The organism is Pseudomonas zanjanensis, assembly GCF_014268745.2.
GTDB lineage: Bacteria > Pseudomonadota > Gammaproteobacteria > Pseudomonadales > Pseudomonadaceae > Aquipseudomonas > Aquipseudomonas zanjanensis.
Window position 1 is genome coordinate 3,535,683 of the sequence record NZ_JABWRB020000001.1, and the last position, 16,829, is coordinate 3,552,511.

Below are 16,829 nucleotides of genomic sequence, written 5' to 3' on the forward strand. Positions count from 1 at the left end.
TAAGAAACATGACTGCCCTCTAGGGCGGCAGGATGGCTTCGCCTCGACTTTTTAAACCGATGCTATTGATGGCAACTTCCGTGATGAGGAGTGAAAGATGGACACTACAAAAAATAAAAACTGGACCTTGGAAAGCAGCCCGGCAAAACTCGAAGAAATACTCCCCGGGGGAGCCGTGAAGTGTCATCTTTCCCCACGCAACTGTGTCATTCAGGAAGGCAAGGTAGGGTTCTGCAAGGTGCGCGGAAACCGTGGGGGCAGGCTCGTTACATTGAACTATGGCAAGGGCGTCCACAGCACCGAAGAAACAATCGAAACCGAAGCCGTTTTCCACTTTGCCCCCGGTGAGCGGATCCTGTCCCTGGGCAATATCGGCTGCATGCTCAACTGTGGTTACTGTCACAACTGGAAGACGTCACAGGCCAAGTACGTCACCGACAAGGACGTTTACTACTACACCCCCGAGCAGGTGGTGGAGACCGCGCTCAAACACGGTATACGCGTCATTTCCTGGACCTATAACGATCCGGTTGTCTGGCATGAATTCATCCTCGATACAGCAAAGCTGGCCAAGGAAGCGGGCCTGATCAATCTTTATAAATCGGCGTTTTTCATCAGTGAAGAAGCCATCGACGAGTTGTTGCCGGTCATCGATATTTTCTCGATTTCGCTGAAATCCATCTCTCCGGAGTACTACCGCAAGGTCACCACGGGCTGGGTAGAGCCCGTCCTGGCGGGTATCAAGAAAGTCTATGACGCCGGCAAATATGTCGAGGTCAGCACCTTGATGGTGACCGACATCAGCGACGACGAGGAAACGGCCAGAAAAATCAGCCAGTGGGTATTGGATGAACTGGGTCCGAACGTACCGCTGCACTTCGTCCGGTTTCACCCCGACTACAAAATGAGCAACAGCATCCGTACACCGGTGGACAGGCTGCTGAAGGCTCGGGACGTCGCTCGGAGCATGGGCGTCGAGCACGTCTACCTGGGGAACGTGAATGATGTCGAAGGGACCAATACCAGTTGCAACCACTGCAACGCCCTGCTCGTCACCCGGTATGGCTTGAACGCGGACATCATCGGACTGGACAGCAACGGGTGCTGCTCCCAATGCGGGCATGATGCGCACTTCAAATTACTCGGCGAGCACCAGGCGTACGCCCCTGTCGAGCTGTGCGAGGACGCGCTGAGCGCTTATGAGAAGCGCAAGTTCGAATGGCACGGAGACATTGTGTCGCTGCACGCCCAAGTGCTGAATACCGAGGGCTTCGAACAGACTGTCTACCTGCGACGCAACTATACGGACGGGCATAACAGCGAGTGGAAATCGCTGACCTTGCGGGCCCATGAAAGCTATCGATTCATCATTGCCAAGGCACGCATCGATGAAACCGGTCCTGAGGTCTGGCTCCCCAACGGCGTGAACTCGAACCTTCATGAAGTCTTCGACCGGGCTCACTTCCCGACTGAGTCGATTGAAGAGATCGGCATCTCGCAAAATGACATCACCCCGACCGTGGGTTACGAGGGCAAGCAGAACATGTATGAACAGGTCATCAAACTGGTCAGCCAAGCATGAAAGTGTCGACTGAAATACTTCATATCAAGGTGGATGACCGGGACGCTCACCCTTCGGTAACACCTATTTATCAGTGCAGCGCGTTCAACGCGGACTCGGCCTTCTTCTACTCAAGGAAAGCCAACCCCAATGTGACTGAATTGGAACAGGTCGTCGCGTCCCTGGAGGGCAGCGAATATGCCTTGGCCTACAGCACCGGGATGAGCGCGATCTATATGGTGTTGGAACTGTTGAAACCGGGGGCTTCACTGGTCATCAACAAATACATCTATGGCTGCTCTTATAAATTGTTCCAGCGCTATGCGGCACGTATCGGCGCGCACCTGACGATTCTGGATCTCACCACGGCCGAGGGTTTGAAGGCCTTGCCGGCGAACGTCGACATGGTGATATTCGAAACACCGACCAACCCGTTCCTGAAAGACATTGATATCCATGCGGTCAGCAGGGCCGTCAAGCAAAACAACCCGCAGGCCCTGGTGGTCGTTGACAATACCTGGGCCACGCCGATATTCCAGAAGCCGTTGAACTTTGGCGCCGACATTTCCCTGTACAGCGCAACCAAATACTTCTCCGGACACAGTGATGTCATGGGCGGCCTGGTGCTGGTCAACAATGAGACGATCTATAACCGCCTCCTTGAGGGCCGCTTTTATTCAGGCACGATACTGACCCCCAATAGCGCCTGGTTGCTGCGCAGGAGCATGCAGACGTTCAACCTGCGCATGGAAAAACACAGCCAGACGACCGCAAGCATGCTCAATTATCTGCGTGAGTTGCCTTTTATCGAGCATGTCTATTACCCACGCATCGATGGCAAGCAATTGACCGGTTATGGCGGCATTGTGTTTGTTGATATTCGGCCGGACCTGGTGCCCTTTTACAAAACGTTCACCAGCGCGCTCAAATGGTTTGGCACGGGCACTGGAATGGCCTGCGTCACGTCAATGGTCGCCCAGCCCTTCAGTGGCAGCCATGCCTCGATGACGGATCAGGAAAAAGCCGACATGGGCATCGAGAAGGGCCTGGTTCGATTGTGCTTTGGCCTGGAGGATCTCGACGATCTCAAGGAGGATCTGCTCCAGGCATTCGAAACCATGGAAAGCAAGGTCGATCAGAAAGATCCTGCGTAGCGGTGTCATCACGAGCAACGAGCCTTCAATGGCTCGTTGCTTTTTTATGGAGCAAAGAAAGTGACCGGCGCATTCGAAAACACGATATTCGACGACCCCATCCTGAACGTTATCCACCTTCTAAATTCCATCGCCCAAGAAAACCCCCAGGCCATTTCACTGGCTTCCGGTCGACCCGATGATCAGCAGTGCGACCCGGCGCTCATCGACAAGGGCCTGGCCCACTACAAACATCATGTCGCCGGCACCGAGCAATCGCTGGCGACGCTGCTTTGCCAATATGGAAAAACCTCCGGGATCATCAATGAAACGATCGCCACCTATTTGCAGGTGGATGAAGGGATAACCGTCTCCAATCCTGAAAGCATCGTGGTGTGCCTGGGGTTTCAGGAAGCCTGCACCTTGACGCTCCTGTCCATCTTTGAAGGCGGTGGGGTGTTGTTGGTGCCTGACCCGGTGTTTTCCGGGATCACCGGCATCGCAAAACTGCTGGGCATAAAGATCGTCCCAGTCCCCATGGCGGCTTTTCTCGACCCGATCGCCCTGCGCAAGATCGTTGAAGCACTTGAATCCAGAGGAGAAAAAATCAAAGCACTTTATGCCGTTCCAGACTTCAGCAATCCGACCGCCGACAGCCTTTCCTATCACGCCAGGACAGCCATGCTTGCCTTGGCCAGGGAAAAGGACTTTTTCATCCTTGAAGACACGGCCTACCGCTACTTCAGGTACGAAGGCGCTGCCATTGCATCCATGAAGTCCATCGACAGCAGTCGGGTGTTCTTGCTCGGTTCCTTTGCCAAATCGATTTTTCCGGGCTTGCGCATGGGTTATGTGGTCGCTCCGCAGGGCCCAGGCGTCATGTCGTTCAACACAAGGTTGTGCAAGGCCAAAAGCCTGATCACCGTTAACACTCCAGCCCTGTGCCAAGCGGTCGTCGCCGGCGTGCTGATCGAGAACGACTACTCGCTGAAGGGGCTGAACCGGCCCAGGGTGTTGTCCTATACGAACAAAAGGAACCACATGCTTGAATGCCTTGAACGTGAATTTCCGCTCAAGGCCGGCGTTCAAGGATCGGTCAGTTGGAATCACCCGACAGGCGGCTTCTTTATCAACGTGCAGCTGCCTTTCGTCTTTGGCGAAGCTGAAATGCGCGAATGCGCCCAGCAGTTCAAAGTGATCGTCTTCCCGACCACTTTATTTTCGCTGACGAATGAGGCGGCTAACCAAGTCAGGCTTTCATTCAGCAATGCCACCGCCTCAGACGTCACCCAGGCCATAAGTCGATTCAGGGCGTATGTTGAGTCCAGGCGGCAGTAGGACCAATGCCGATCAGTTAAGCGAAATAAAGCCAGGCAGTAACCCTGTGGCGAGGGAGCTTGCTCCCGCTGGGTCGCGAAGCGGCCCTGTTTTTGGGGCTGCTACGCCCGAGGCGTCGGACCGGCCCAGCGGGAGCAAGCTCCCTCGCCACGGTTTGTGTGTTTGCCCGTGCTATCCACTTAACTGACAGGCATTAGGCAGTAGGACCTCTTTTTGTGCATCATTTTCGATCAGGTTGCCGTCGCCAGCATGACACCCGTGGCGACCTGATACGCCCCCAGAACGGCGATAGTCGCCCCTGAAAAGTAGTTGATCAGCCGTAGCTTCGATTCGGCAATCCGTGCCTTGAAAATGGAGGAGAACCCGCTTAACCCCAGCCACCAGGCCGCCGAGCCCAGGAATATACCGGTCACCATCGGCAACAAGGCGTGCTGGCCGCCTTGGCCGCTGGCCATGCCATCGCTCAATGCGGCAAATATCGCGATAAACGACAAGATGGTCATGGGGTTCGATAGGGTCAGGAACAGCGTGGTCGAGTAGGCTTTGAACATATCGGCCCGCTCACCCGCCATGGCGGTTGCGCCGCCTTTCGACCGTATTGTCTGATAGCCGATATAGGCGAGGAATAGCCCGCCGAAGATGCACAACCAAGGTTTAAAGCTGATGAGCGTCGCGATGATGGCCGTGACCCCCAGGGCCCCGATGAATCCATAGATCGAATCGGCGGTGGCCGCCCCCAATCCCGTCGCGAAACCAGCCCTCCACCCCTGCATCAGGCTTCTTTGTATGCACAACAACCCAATGGGTCCCACCGGGGCTGCAATACATAGTCCAATGACCATCGATTTAATAAAAACCAGCATAAGTGCACCTCCAGAATGGGTACTGGAAGGTTAGGAGAAGTGCTTTTTTTTAGGAATGAGCTATTAATCTTCCTTAAGGTTTTTCCTTAAGTTTTGCATGAAGTCATTTCGTTTCACCTTCATTTTTAAGGTAAAACGCCACCCGTCTCCTCAGCCAACGAAAATCGCTCGTTGTAGGCACAAGAGCGCTGGACGGCCTTTTTACGGGCATAAAAAAACGCCGCTCATATGAGCGGCGGTTTTTTTGAATTTGGAGCGGGAAACGAGACTCGAACTCGCGACCCCGACCTTGGCAAGGTCGTGCTCTACCAACTGAGCTATTCCCGCAAATGGCGTCCCCTAGGGGACTCGAACCCCTGTTACCGCCGTGAAAGGGCGGTGTCCTAGGCCACTAGACGAAGGGGACACACTAACTGAAACACATGGTGTGTATTTCAGTGCCCAAATCCGCATCCGAAGATGTCGGCTCTGGCTTCACTCAGCCCTGCCCGAAAGCAACGCTGTTTAAATTGGAGCGGGAAACGAGACTCGAACTCGCGACCCCGACCTTGGCAAGGTCGTGCTCTACCAACTGAGCTATTCCCGCATTGGCGTCCCCTAGGGGACTCGAACCCCTGTTACCGCCGTGAAAGGGCGGTGTCCTAGGCCACTAGACGAAGGGGACACACGTACAACATTCACTGCTTAGAGCGTTTGGCTGAGTGCTTTACGCTGTAAGTGGCGCGCATTCTATGGATGGATTGAAGGGTCGTCAACCCCCAGATATAAATTTATTTAAATCAATGACTTCGCCCGGTTTGAGGGGGCGATCCGCGCATTTCCCTCGTCCGGTCTCTGACGCCTATATTCTGTCGCCCGCCGAGACGCTATAGTCGCGCCCGGCAAATGATGGCAATGTGCTCCTACCCGGTTATGCTTCCTATAAACAGCACGACGCCCGTCTAATCGCGTCGCTCGGGCCTATGCGCTTAAAAGCCAAGCCACTACACTCATGACATGCGTACCCTAATAAAGAGGTCTTACCGGTGACACCACTCATGATCACCCTGCTCGTCGTAGCCGGGATCGCCCTGTTGATCGCCATTGGCTACATGAACCACGTGGTGGAAAACAACAAGCTGGAAAAGGCCCGCACCAAGGTAGAACTCAACGACCGCATGCGTCGCTGTGGCGAGCTCACCGAAACCTTTCCCGGGCAGTTGATGACCCCTGCCCTGAAGCTGTTGATGACCCGCCTCGAGATGAACGTCTGCCAGCGCTTGCTGAACCTGGAGAAAACCAATTCCACGGTCAAGGCACGCCTGGACGAGTTGAGCGCATTGGCCGCCCAAGGTGAATCGATCCCGGTGAACAATCCGCCGGCACCGATCCAGACCGAAGCCAAGGCCAAGGACGTACGTTTTCTGCTCGAGGCGTTGCACGGCCAGATTACCCGCGCCGCCCAGGACGGTTTCCTGCCGCCCAACGAAGCCAAGCGCTGGATCCGCGAAGTGCGGCACATCCTGGTGCTGCTGCACATCGAGTTCTTCAACAATCTCGGCCAGCAGGCGTTGCAGCAGGAACAACCCGGGCAAGCCCGCCTGGCCTTCGAGCGCGGCGTGCAGTACTTGCGCAAGCAACAGGAACCCCAGGTCTACGCCGAACAACTGGCCTACCTGGAGAAACTCCTGGCCCGCGCCAATGCCCAGGTCCTGGCCAGCACCCAGCCGGTCGAGGGCGAGGTCAACCAGTTGACTGAGGGCTTGAAGGACGACGAAATAAACGACGAGTGGAAAAAGAAGAAGGTCTACGACTGAGATTAAGGGCCGAAGCGAGTTCCCTTGTGGCGAGGGAGCTTGCTCCCGCTGGGCCGGCCCGACATTTCGGGCGCAACGGTCCTTGAGCGGTGGGTGCTTCGCACCCAAACGGGAGCAAGCTCCCTCGCCACAGGTATCGCTGACGAGCCGCCACCGGCTTACAACCTGAAATGCCCCACCATTCCCTTCAACTCAACTCCCAACTGCGCCAGCTCGATGCTGGATGCGGCATTGCCGCGCATCGCCAGGGAGGATTGATCGGCGCTGGCGCGAATACTGGTCACGCTGCGATTGATCTCTTCAGCCACCGAGCTCTGTTGCTCGGCCGCCGCGGCGATCTGTTGGTTCATCTGCTGGATCAACGACACCGCCGCCGCAATGCTGCCCAAGGCGCTCTCGGTCTGCAGTGCGTCGCTGACCGCCATCTTCACCAGCTCGCCGCTGCTCTGGATCTGCTGAACGGAGGCCTGGGCCGCTGAACGCAAGGCGCTCACCAGCCGTTCGATCTCCTCGGTGGACTGTTGCGTGCGCCTGGCCAGGGCCCGCACTTCATCGGCCACGACCGCGAAGCCCCTGCCCTGTTCCCCGGCGCGGGCCGCCTCGATAGCGGCATTGAGCGCCAGCAGGTTGGTTTGCTCGGCCACGCTCTTGATGACTTCCAGCACCGTGCCGATGTTCTGGATCTCGGCGCTGAGGCTTTCGATGCTGGAACTGGCCGACGTCGCCGAATCGGCCAGTTGTTCAATGCGCACCATGCTCTGGCGCACCACCTGCTGGCCGCTTTCGACCTTGTCGTCGGCCGTCTGGGCCGCTTGCGCCGCTTCTTCGGCATTGCGCGCCACATCGTGCACGGTGGCGGTCATCTGGTTCATGGCCGTGGCGACCTGCTCGGTTTCCTCTTTCTGGCTGCTGACTTCCAGGTTGGTCTGCTCGGTCACCGCCGACAGTGACTGCGCCGAATTGGCCAATTGCTCGATCCCGGCCTGCAAACCGCTGACGATACTGCTCAGCCCTGCACCCATCTGTTGCATGGCCAGCATCAACTGGCCAATCTCGTCCCGGCGCGTCACTTCGACCGTGGCGCTCAAGTCACCCGCCGCAATCTGCTGGGCAACGCGAATGACGCTGCGCAGCGGCGTCACGATCAGCCGGGTGATGACCCACGCCGCGATCAATCCCACCAGCAACGCCAAGGCCGACGAACCGACGATCAGCAGCGAGTTCTTCTTCAATTCTGCCTGCATGGCCTGGTCTTCGGCACTGAAGGCCTGGTCGACCCGCGCCACCACCTGGTCGGCCCGCTCGTGCAGTTGCTGGTAGACGATTTTTTCCTTCGCCAGCAGCCCGGTGTACTCGGCCAGTTGCTGGTTGAAGCCGGCGATGTGCCCGGCCACTTCGTTCAGCACGGTCTGGTAACCCGGGTCCTTGACCGTGGTCTTGAGCGCTTCGGCCTGTTTCATCGCCTGCTCGGCCTGTTCAATGCTGCCTTCTCCGGCGCCCTCGACATTGCCTTTGCGGCTCTGGTCCAGGCGGACCCGCGCTTCATTCATGGCCTGCAACATCAACCGCGACACTTCGCTGATCTGGTTGGCCTGCTCGATGAATTCGGCACCCTCCTTGCCTTCGGAGTCTTTCAAGGTATAGGTACCGTCATCCGCCAGCCCGGCCTGCAACACATCAAGGTTGTTGGCCACGCTGGACACCGACCAACTGGCCATTTCCAGTGCCAGGTCCTTGCTCTGGCTCAACCCGACAAACTCGTCGAACGCCTTGCGGTACGCACCCAGCGCCTGCTCGACATCATTCATCACCGGCACATTGGCAGCCGACTGTGCCTTGAGCTCGTTCGCCAGGGCCACAAGCCCGTCGACCCCCTGGCGCAGGGCATCGGCCGTCTTGGGGTCGGAGCGCGAGGCGTACTCCTGCTCCAGCAGCCGGACCTTGAGCAACCCGCTGTTGAGGGACGACATCTGTTTCAGGCCACCGAAACGATGGCTGATGGTCTGCAGGGACCAGACGCCGATGGCCGCGACCACAGCGGTCAACAGCAGCACCAGGACAAATCCGATACCCAGTTTTTTTGCCATACCCAGGTTGGCAAAACGTCCTTGCACGGCCGAAATCATTGCGCCCAGTCCTCTGCCAGTGTGTGTTGATTGCAGATTCGCAACGAGACGCCCTGCAACACAAGATGCTGGCGTCGGAATAATGGCAAAAAGCTACAGCTTCGTCGTTTTCAGGACACTTGAGGTCGATCCAGCGTTGCGGCCCGGAAAAAAACCAGCGCCCGGGGATCACGGGCATAGGCCACGTTGATCCGTAGCCAGTCGCTGTCAGCGCCCGAAGGACTGAAGGCCGTAGGCGAAGACAGCAGCACACCGAAGCGCCTGGCCAGACGCTGTAATCCAGCGTAGTCACTGATTGGCGGTTTCGCCCAGATGAAAAGCCCTCCGGTGGGTTTGCCAAACACCTCCCAGTCGGCGTCCTCCAATACCTGCAACAGCGCCGCCGTATCGACGCCCAGGCGTTGCCGCTGGCGCTGGACCAGCTTGCGATAGGCCCCGTTGGCCAGGAGATTGGCGAGCACCGACTCACAGAACCGCGACACACCCATGCTGGTAATGCCCTTGACCTCGCTCAGACGCGCAATGATGGACGGCGCGGCCACCACAAAACCGACGCGTAACGAACTGCTCAGGGTCTTCGAGAAACTGCCCACGTAGACCACGTCGGCATCCAGCGCCGCCAGCCGGGTCCGCGCCGAGTTCTGGAAGTCACCATAGGCATCGTCTTCGATCACCAGCACGGCGTGTTGCTTCGTCAATTGCAGCAACCGTTGGGCCACGGCCGGGGCCAGGCTGGTGCCGGTCGGATTGTGACAGGCGCTGTTGACGAACAGCGCACTGGGCCGGTGTTTCGCCAACAAGTCTTGCAGCACATCGACGTCCGGGCCGCGCGGGGTCCTGGGCAGTTCGAGCATTTCGATCTTGTGCAACCGGAGCAGGTCAAACAGGTTTGAATAGCCTGGGCTCTCCACTATCACGCAAGCGCCTGGCTGCAACAGTGTCCGCACGATCAGGTCCAGCCCCTGGGTCGCCCCAGCGGTGGTCAGGATCGAGTCTTTATCAGCCTCGATATTGAAGTGCTTCAGGCGCCTGGACAGTTGCTCGCGCAAGGCGGGCAGCCCCAACGGCGTGCTGTAGTTGAACAACCCCGCCATATCGGTGCGGGTGACCTGACGGATCGCATAGCCCAGGTCATCGCTTTCACGCCAGCTCTCGGGCAACCCGCCACACCCCAATTGCAACGCCCATTGCGGGGTTTCACCGGCTCCAGCGAGCGTGTCCTGCTGGCGACTCGGGTCGGTGGACACGACCCCGGGCACAGGGGATGGTGCGACAAAAAAGCTGGAACCATGCCGGGACGCCAGCAGGCCTTGGGCAACCAGGCGCTCACAGGCTTCATTGACGCTGGACTGGCTGAGCAGGTTCTGCCGCGCCAGTTGGCGCACGGACGGCAGGCGAGTCCCTGGTTGCACCGCATCCTGTCGGATCCATCCGGTCAGCGCGTCGACGATTTGCTGCACGACAGGCACCAAGGCCTGCCGGTCGATTCTCAACTCCATGAGTAACCAAGCTCCTAAGCGTTTGTTTTATTTCCGGAAACAGTTAAGCACAGGCCACCCCCGAGCGATGTACGACAAAGTCGCCAAAACCGCTGATTCTCACTCTTTGAAACACATTGATAGACCGTTTCCCCCCCCAAAGAAAAAGCCCGCAACCAGTGCGGGCTTCGTCCTACAAGCCAAGGGAAGCGTCCTCAGAACGCCGTGACCCCACCGTCCACCGCCAGGGAGTGGCCGGTGGTGAACGCCGCGCCGTCGCTGCACAGGTACAGCACGGCGCTGGCGATTTCCTCGACCTTGCCGATACGCCCCACCGGGTGCATGGCATTGGCGAACTCGCCTTTTTTCGGGTCTGCCTCATAGGCCCGACGGAACATGTCGGTGTCGATCACCGCCGGACAGACCGCGTTCACGCGGATCTTCTTCTTGGCGTATTCGATGGCGGCCGATTTGGTCAAGCCGATCACGGCGTGCTTGGAGGCGGCATAGATGCTCATTTTCGGCGCTGCGCCCAGGCCGGCCACCGAGGCCGTGTTGACGATAGCGCCGCCGCCCTGGGCCAGCAGCAAAGGCAACTGATACTTCATGCACAACCAGACGCCCTTCACATTGACCCCCATGATCGCGTCGAACTCATCGAGGGTACCGTCGGCCAACTTGCCCTTCTCGATCTCGATCCCGGCGTTGTTGAAGGCATAGTCAAGGCGACCGTAGGTCCTGATCACCTCATCCATCAGGTGCCGCACCTCATTTTCCAGCGTGACATTGCAGCGCACGAACACCGCGTCGCCGCCCGCATCACGAATCGACTGCACGGTGCCCTCGCCGCCCGCTACGTCCAGGTCGGCCACCACGACTTTCAGGCCCTCTGCCGCAAACGCCTGAGCGGTAGCGCGGCCAATGCCAGCGGCGGCGCCCGTGACCACGGCGACCTGTCCGGAAAACGTCATGCTCATTGTCAGTTCCTCGAAGAATGCGGGAGATGACGCCAGTCTAGCCACAGGTCCCGAGAGCACGGCAGCACTATCCAACTGACGGTTGAGCATTCATGGGCGCCAGTGATAAGGCCACTGGGCGAACTATCACTGTGTTGGATCGAACTGCATTCGCTGTATCGGCAAAGCTTGCGGCAAATGCTTCGAAGGTCTATCAACAAGACTTCATTCATCTTGAGTGCCAACCATGACCGCCCAGACCAATCGCCAGTTCCTGCTCGCCAAACGCCCGGTAGGCGCCGCGACCCGCGAGACGTTCACCTATCAGCAAGTCCCGGTGGGCGAACCGGCAGCCAGCCAGATCCTGGTGAAGAATGAATACCTGTCCCTGGACCCGGCCATGCGCGGGTGGATGAACGAGGGTAAATCCTACATCCCGCCGGTCGGCATCGGTGAAGTGATGCGGGCATTGGGTGTCGGCCAGGTGATCGCCTCGAACAACCCAGGTTTCGCGGTCGGGGACTACGTCAACGGGGCCTTGGGTGTGCAGGATTATTTCCTCGGCGAGCCAAGAGGCTTCTACAAAGTCGATCCGAAACTGGCACCGCTGCCCCGCTACCTGTCCGCCTTGGGCATGACCGGCATGACCGCCTACTTCGCCCTGCTGGATGTCGGCGCGCCCAAGGCCGGCGAGACCGTGGTGCTATCGGGGGCCGCCGGTGCGGTAGGCAGCATTGCCGGGCAGATTGCCAAGCTCAAGGGCTGTCGCGTGGTGGGCATTGCCGGCGGCGCCGACAAATGCAAATTCCTGGTGGATGAACTGGGCTTCGACGGCGCCATCGACTACAAGAACGAAGACGTCCATGCCGGCCTCAAGCGCGAGTGCCCCAAAGGCGTGGACGTGTATTTCGATAACGTCGGGGGCGACATCCTTGATGCCGTGCTCAGCCGCCTGAACCTCAAGGCCCGCGTGGTGATCTGCGGCGCCATCAGCCAGTACAACAACAAGGAAGCGGTGAAAGGCCCCGCCAATTACCTGTCACTGCTGGTCAACCGGGCACGCATGGAAGGTTTCGTGGTCATGGACTACGCCTCGCAGTTCGCTGCCGCCGGGCAGGAAATGGCCGGCTGGATGGCCAAGGGGCAGCTCAAGAGCAAGGAAGACATCGTCGAAGGATTGGAGACCTTTCCCGAGACGCTGACCAAGTTGTTCAGCGGGGAGAACTTCGGGAAGTTGGTACTCAAGGTCTGATACAAAACAACTGTGGGAGCGGGCTTGCTCGCGAATGCGGTGGGTCAGCAGGCCTAAAGGGCGCCTGACACTCCGCATTCGCGAGCAAGCCCGCTCCCACAAGGGCTCTCGGTGTTTGCTCAGGCCAGTTCGGCCACGACCGCCGCCAAGGCCTTGGCCGGATCGGCGGCCTGGCTGATCGGGCGACCGATCACCAGGTAGTCGGAGCCGGCATCCAGCGCCTGGCGCGGGGTCAGGATGCGACGTTGGTCGTCCTGGGCGCTGCCCGCCGGACGAATCCCCGGGGTCACCAGTTGCAGCGCCGGATGGGCTGCTTTCAAAGCGCCGGCTTCCAGAGCCGAACAGACCAGACCGTCCAGGCCGGCCTTCTGCGCCAGCGCCGCCAAGCGCAGCACCTGCTCCTGGGGCTCGATGTCCAGGCCGATCCCGGCCAGGTCCTCGCGCTCCATGCTGGTCAACACAGTCACGCCGATCAGCAACGGTTTCGGGCCGTTGCGCTGATCCAGCACTTCACGGCAGGCCGCCATCATGCGCAGGCCACCGGAGCAATGCACGTTGACCATCCACACGCCCATCTCCGCCGCCGCCTTGACGGCCATGGCGGTGGTGTTGGGGATATCGTGGAATTTCAGGTCCAGGAACACTTCGAAACCCTTGTCACGCAGGGTCCCGACAATTTCCGCCGCGCAACTGGTGAACAGTTCCTTGCCGACTTTGACCCGGCAAAGCGCGGGGTCCAACTGGTCGGCCAGCTTCAGGGCGGCGTCACGGGTGGGGAAATCCAGGGCGACGATGATGGGCGTCTGGCAGGCGGACATGAGCGGGCTCTCAGGCAAGTCGAAATCGGCGCGCATTGTAGCGGAACGAGCGCCCGTGCGGGACCCGATGATCGGTAAATCTCACCGCCTCCCCGGGCAATACGGACAATACCGACTTTTGTGTCGAAGCCGATACATATATGACATGCGTACAACACGTCGTCACGCTACCGTCCGCCGCAACCCGCTCTTTCGGCGCTTCACGCCTCGCGGCACGACGCCTATGCTGAAGCCTCAACCTCGCCGCCTTCTTTGTGGTTGGCAGCCAACCTGGCAGATGATGCATCCATGCAGAACACCCCTGTTGCAAATTCTGACGCTCAAGATGACAAGCGCTGGAGCACCCGCGCGCTGATCGTCGATGATGACGTGCCGATCCGCGAACTGCTGATCGATTACCTGGCCCGCTTCAGCATTCGGGCCAGCGGCGTGACCGATGGCGCGGCCATGCGCCAGGCGATGAAGGCTGAGCACTTCGACGTGGTCGTGCTCGACCTGATGCTGCCGGGAGAGGACGGCTTGCAGTTGTGCCGCTGGTTGCGCGCCGAATCGGACATCCCGATCCTGATGCTCACGGCCCGTTGCGAGCCCACCGACCGCATCATCGGCCTGGAACTGGGCGCCGATGACTACATGGCCAAGCCGTTCGAGCCCAGGGAACTGGTGGCGCGCATCCAGACCGTCCTGCGCCGGGTGCGCGACGACCGCACCGAGCAACGGGCCAATATTCGTTTCGACAACTGGCGGCTCAATAGCGTGTTGCGCCAACTGATCTCGGGCGACGGGTTGGTGGTGCCACTGTCCAATGCCGAGTTCCGCCTGTTGTGGGTCTTCATCGAACGACCGCGCCGGGTGCTCAGCCGCGAGCAACTGCTGGATGCGGCCCGTGGTCGCTCCATCGAAGCGTTCGACCGCAGCATCGACTTGCTCGTGTCACGCCTGCGCCAAAAGCTGGGCGACGACCCCAAGGCCCCGCAACTGATCAAGACCGTACGCGGTGAGGGTTATTTGTTCGACGCCAGGGACATCGGTTGATGCGATTGCGCCTGGACTCCTTGTTCGGTCGCCTGTTTGGCGTGCTGCTGCTGGCGATTGTCCTGGCGCATCTGCTGGCCTTTGCCTGGTTTTTCCATTACGACCAACCGCCACCTCCCGGGCCGCCTGGAATGGACCAGCAAGGTGACGGTCCGCCGCGCTTCGGTCCGCCCTCCAACCGCCGTCCACGCCCCTGGTTCGGCGGCCCGGTGGTGCCGCTGACGTTTCAATTCGTGTGCCTGATCATTGCGGCCTGGTACGGCGCCAAGCTTCTGACCCGACCCATCCAGCGCCTGAGCGATGCCGCCGAGCGCCTGAGCGAAAACCTCGACAGCCCGCCGCTGGAGGAAAACGGCCCTCGTGAGGCACGGCAGGCGGCCCATACGTTCAATCTGATGCAGCAACGGATCCGCGAGCAGGTGCAGCAGCGCTCGCGCATGCTCGGCGCGGTGTCCCATGACCTGCGCACACCGCTTTCGCGGCTCAAGCTGCGCCTGGAGCAGATCGATGACGTCAAGCTGCAAGGCCAGATGCGCCAGGACCTGGACGACATGATCGGCATGCTCGATGCCACCCTGACCTACTTGCACGAACAGCGCACCAGTGAAGCGCTGCAATGGATGGACGTGCAGGCCTTGGCCGAATCATTGAGCGAAAACGCCCAGGACCAGGGCTCGGATGTGCAGGTCAGCGGGACCTGCGCGCCGCTGCAGGTGCAACCGATGGCACTGCGCTCGTGCCTCAACAACCTCATCGACAATGCCCTGCGCTACGCCGGCCATGCCTTGATTACCTTGCAGGACCAGAAACATCTGCTGCTGATCCGAGTCATCGACCACGGCCCCGGTATTGCCGCGGACAAGCGCGAGGCAGTGTTCGAACCCTTTTTCCGCCTGGAAGGTTCGCGCAATCGCAACTCCGGCGGTGTTGGCCTGGGCATGACCATCGCTCGGGAAGCCACGGAACGCCTGGGCGGGCAGTTGAGCCTGGAGGAGACGCCCGGAGGTGGCTTGACGGCGGTGATCAGCTTGCCTCGCCCATAAGCCCGCTTATCTTCCCTGTGGGAGCGAGCTTGCTCGCGATGAGGCCCCGTCAGCCAACATCGACATTGACTGACATACCGCTATCGCGAGCAAGCTCGCTCCCACAGGGGCGGCGTTGATCTGAAGGCTTTGTGGAGCCTGGGCCAGCATTGATCTGGAGGCTTGTGGAGCCTGATGGGCCAGCATTGATCTGGAGGCTTTGTGGAGCCTGATGGGTCGGCGATCACCCTGTGGCGAGGGAGCTTGCTCCCGCTGGGCTGCGCAGCAGCCCTGAAACCAGGCACTGCGGAGTATCAGGCTGACCGAGATATTGGTTTGGGGTCGCTTCGCAACCCAGCGGGAGCAAGCTCCCTCGCCACAAGGTACTCGACACTCAACCTACCGCGCCTGGCTTTTGCTCCAGTCCGTCAACAGGCTGTACGCCACCGCCAGCAGGGTCGGGCCGATGAACAGGCCGATGAAACCGAAGGCGATCAACCCGCCAAACACCCCCAGCAACACAATGACCAAGGGCAGGTTGCCGCCACGGCTGATCAGGTAGGGTTTGAGCACGTTGTCCACGCCGCTGATGATGAACGTGCCCCAGATGCCGAGGAACACCGCCATCCCGTATTCGCCCTTCCACGCCAGCCACGCCGTGGCGGGGATCCAGACCAGGGGTGGGCCCATGGGAATCAGGCTCAGCAGGAACGTGACGATCCCCAGCACCAGCGCCCCTGGCACCCCGGCGATCAGGAAGCCGATCAGCGCCAGCACGGCCTGGGCCGCCGCGGTGCCGATCACGCCGTTGACCACCCGTTGCACCGTACCGGCCACCAGTTCGATGTAGTAACCGGCACGGTCGCCGATCAGGCGCTCCAGCAAGCCGTGGACAAACACCGCCAGACGCGGGCCATCGCGATAGAAAAAGAACACGAACACGATGCTCAGGGTCAGTTCGAGGATCCCCCCGCCGATCTGCGCGCTACGTGCCAGCAGCCAGTTGCCGACCTGCCCCAGGTACGGCCTGATGGACACCATCATGGCCGCGCCCTGCTGGTCGATGCTGTTCCAGATGCCAACCAGCCGCCCGCCCACCAGCGGCACGCCGGCCAGCCAGTCGGGCGCTTCCGGCAAGCCATCGACTTGTGCGTCCTTGATGAACGCAGTGGCATCGCGCACATGGTCGGCCAGGTTGAAACCCAGCCACACCAGCGGCACCGCTACCAAGAGCATCCAGCCCACCGTCAGCAACGCCGCCGCCAGGGATTCGCGGCCATTGACCCAGCGGGTCAGCAGGCGCATCAACGGCCAACTGGCGAACGCCAGCACCGCGCCCCAGAACAGCGCCGACCAGAACGGCGCCATGACCCAGAGGCTTGCGCCGAACAACACCAGGAGCAGGATCTGCACCAACAGCCGATCGTTATTGAGCATGTAGGGTCTCGAAA

Annotated in this window: 13 protein-coding genes, 4 tRNA genes and 1 pseudogene; 7 read left to right on the top strand and 11 right to left on the bottom strand. The window is 59.8% G+C overall.

The features are described from left to right. Nucleotides 1-97 precede the first annotated feature (97 nt). The 3 genes from amrS to HU715_RS15050 are packed head-to-tail and all read left to right on the top strand — an operon-like array spanning nucleotide 98 to nucleotide 4,032. Nucleotides 98-1,582, top strand: a complete 1,485-nt coding sequence (gene amrS, locus HU715_RS15040) for an AmmeMemoRadiSam system radical SAM enzyme (RefSeq protein WP_186707154.1) — start codon at nucleotides 98-100, stop codon at nucleotides 1,580-1,582. Next, a complete protein-coding gene (locus HU715_RS15045) occupies nucleotides 1,579-2,715 on the top strand; it encodes a PLP-dependent transferase (RefSeq protein ID WP_186707153.1) in 1,137 nt (378 codons plus the stop codon). The genes amrS and HU715_RS15045 overlap by 4 nt, the downstream gene beginning before the upstream one ends. A 60-nt stretch (nucleotides 2,716-2,775) precedes the next feature. Then, a complete protein-coding gene (locus tag HU715_RS15050) occupies nucleotides 2,776-4,032 on the top strand; it encodes an aminotransferase-like domain-containing protein (protein WP_186707152.1) in 1,257 nt (418 codons plus the stop codon). A gap of 230 nt (nucleotides 4,033-4,262) precedes the next feature. Here HU715_RS15050 and HU715_RS15055 read toward each other — a convergent pair whose 3' ends face one another. From HU715_RS15055 to HU715_RS15075, 5 genes are all read right to left on the bottom strand, one after another. Then, on the bottom strand, nucleotides 4,263-4,895 hold the full coding sequence (locus HU715_RS15055) for a LysE family translocator (RefSeq protein WP_186708086.1): 633 nt from the start codon (nucleotides 4,893-4,895) through the stop codon (nucleotides 4,263-4,265). Between the two features lie 251 nt (nucleotides 4,896-5,146). After that, nucleotides 5,147-5,222 (bottom strand) — tRNA-Gly (locus tag HU715_RS15060). Nucleotides 5,223-5,225: 3 nt separating this feature from the next. After that, nucleotides 5,226-5,301 (bottom strand) — tRNA-Glu (locus tag HU715_RS15065). A 104-nt stretch (nucleotides 5,302-5,405) separates the two neighbouring features. Beyond that, nucleotides 5,406-5,481, bottom strand: a tRNA-Gly gene (locus HU715_RS15070). A 2-nt stretch (nucleotides 5,482-5,483) separates the two neighbouring features. Then, a tRNA-Glu gene (locus HU715_RS15075) sits at nucleotides 5,484-5,559 on the bottom strand. 373 nt (nucleotides 5,560-5,932) lie between these two features. On the opposite strand from HU715_RS15075, the gene HU715_RS15080 reads away from it, so the two are divergent. After that, complete coding sequence (locus HU715_RS15080) at nucleotides 5,933-6,691, top strand: hypothetical protein (RefSeq protein ID WP_186708088.1); 759 nt, start codon at nucleotides 5,933-5,935, stop codon at nucleotides 6,689-6,691. A 158-nt stretch (nucleotides 6,692-6,849) separates the two neighbouring features. Here the strand turns inward: HU715_RS15080 and HU715_RS27690 are convergent, their stop codons facing one another. The 4 genes and pseudogenes from HU715_RS27690 to HU715_RS15095 all read right to left on the bottom strand — a co-directional run bounded on the left by HU715_RS27690 (nucleotide 6,850) and on the right by HU715_RS15095 (nucleotide 11,272). Then, nucleotides 6,850-7,731, bottom strand: a complete 882-nt coding sequence (locus tag HU715_RS27690; RefSeq protein ID WP_411387543.1) for a methyl-accepting chemotaxis protein — start codon at nucleotides 7,729-7,731, stop codon at nucleotides 6,850-6,852. Beyond that, nucleotides 7,711-8,817 (bottom strand): annotated as a pseudogene (locus HU715_RS27695) (HAMP domain-containing protein); the annotation flags it as partial. The gene HU715_RS27690 and the pseudogene HU715_RS27695, both read right to left, overlap by 21 nt. Nucleotides 8,818-8,927: 110 nt before the next feature. Continuing rightward, nucleotides 8,928-10,316, bottom strand: a complete 1,389-nt coding sequence (locus HU715_RS15090) for an aminotransferase-like domain-containing protein (RefSeq protein WP_186708092.1) — start codon at nucleotides 10,314-10,316, stop codon at nucleotides 8,928-8,930. Between the two features lie 194 nt (nucleotides 10,317-10,510). After that, the gene (locus HU715_RS15095) at nucleotides 10,511-11,272 is read right to left on the bottom strand and encodes an SDR family oxidoreductase (protein WP_186708094.1); all 762 of its coding nucleotides are present in this window, start codon (nucleotides 11,270-11,272) and stop codon (nucleotides 10,511-10,513) included. A gap of 226 nt (nucleotides 11,273-11,498) precedes the next feature. On the opposite strand from HU715_RS15095, the gene HU715_RS15100 reads away from it, so the two are divergent. Then, nucleotides 11,499-12,503, top strand: a complete 1,005-nt coding sequence (locus HU715_RS15100) for an NADP-dependent oxidoreductase (protein WP_186708096.1) — start codon at nucleotides 11,499-11,501, stop codon at nucleotides 12,501-12,503. A 119-nt stretch (nucleotides 12,504-12,622) separates the two neighbouring features. Here HU715_RS15100 and pyrF read toward each other — a convergent pair whose 3' ends face one another. After that, nucleotides 12,623-13,321, bottom strand: a complete 699-nt coding sequence (pyrF, locus tag HU715_RS15105) for an orotidine-5'-phosphate decarboxylase (protein WP_186708098.1) — start codon at nucleotides 13,319-13,321, stop codon at nucleotides 12,623-12,625. Between the two features lie 288 nt (nucleotides 13,322-13,609). Here pyrF and HU715_RS15110 point away from each other — a divergent pair, with 288 nt between their 5' ends. Next, nucleotides 13,610-14,356: a response regulator gene (locus HU715_RS15110; RefSeq protein ID WP_186708100.1), complete on the top strand. Its 747-nt coding sequence runs from the start codon at nucleotides 13,610-13,612 to the stop codon at nucleotides 14,354-14,356. Next, entirely contained in the window at nucleotides 14,356-15,399 is a 1,044-nt protein-coding gene (locus tag HU715_RS15115) for a sensor histidine kinase (RefSeq protein WP_186708102.1), read from the top strand. Before HU715_RS15110 ends, HU715_RS15115 begins: the two co-directional genes overlap by 1 nt. Before the next feature lie 378 nt (nucleotides 15,400-15,777). Here HU715_RS15115 and HU715_RS15120 read toward each other — a convergent pair whose 3' ends face one another. Continuing rightward, nucleotides 15,778-16,815: an AI-2E family transporter gene (locus tag HU715_RS15120; protein ID WP_186708104.1), complete on the bottom strand. Its 1,038-nt coding sequence runs from the start codon at nucleotides 16,813-16,815 to the stop codon at nucleotides 15,778-15,780. Nucleotides 16,816-16,829 lie beyond the last annotated feature (14 nt).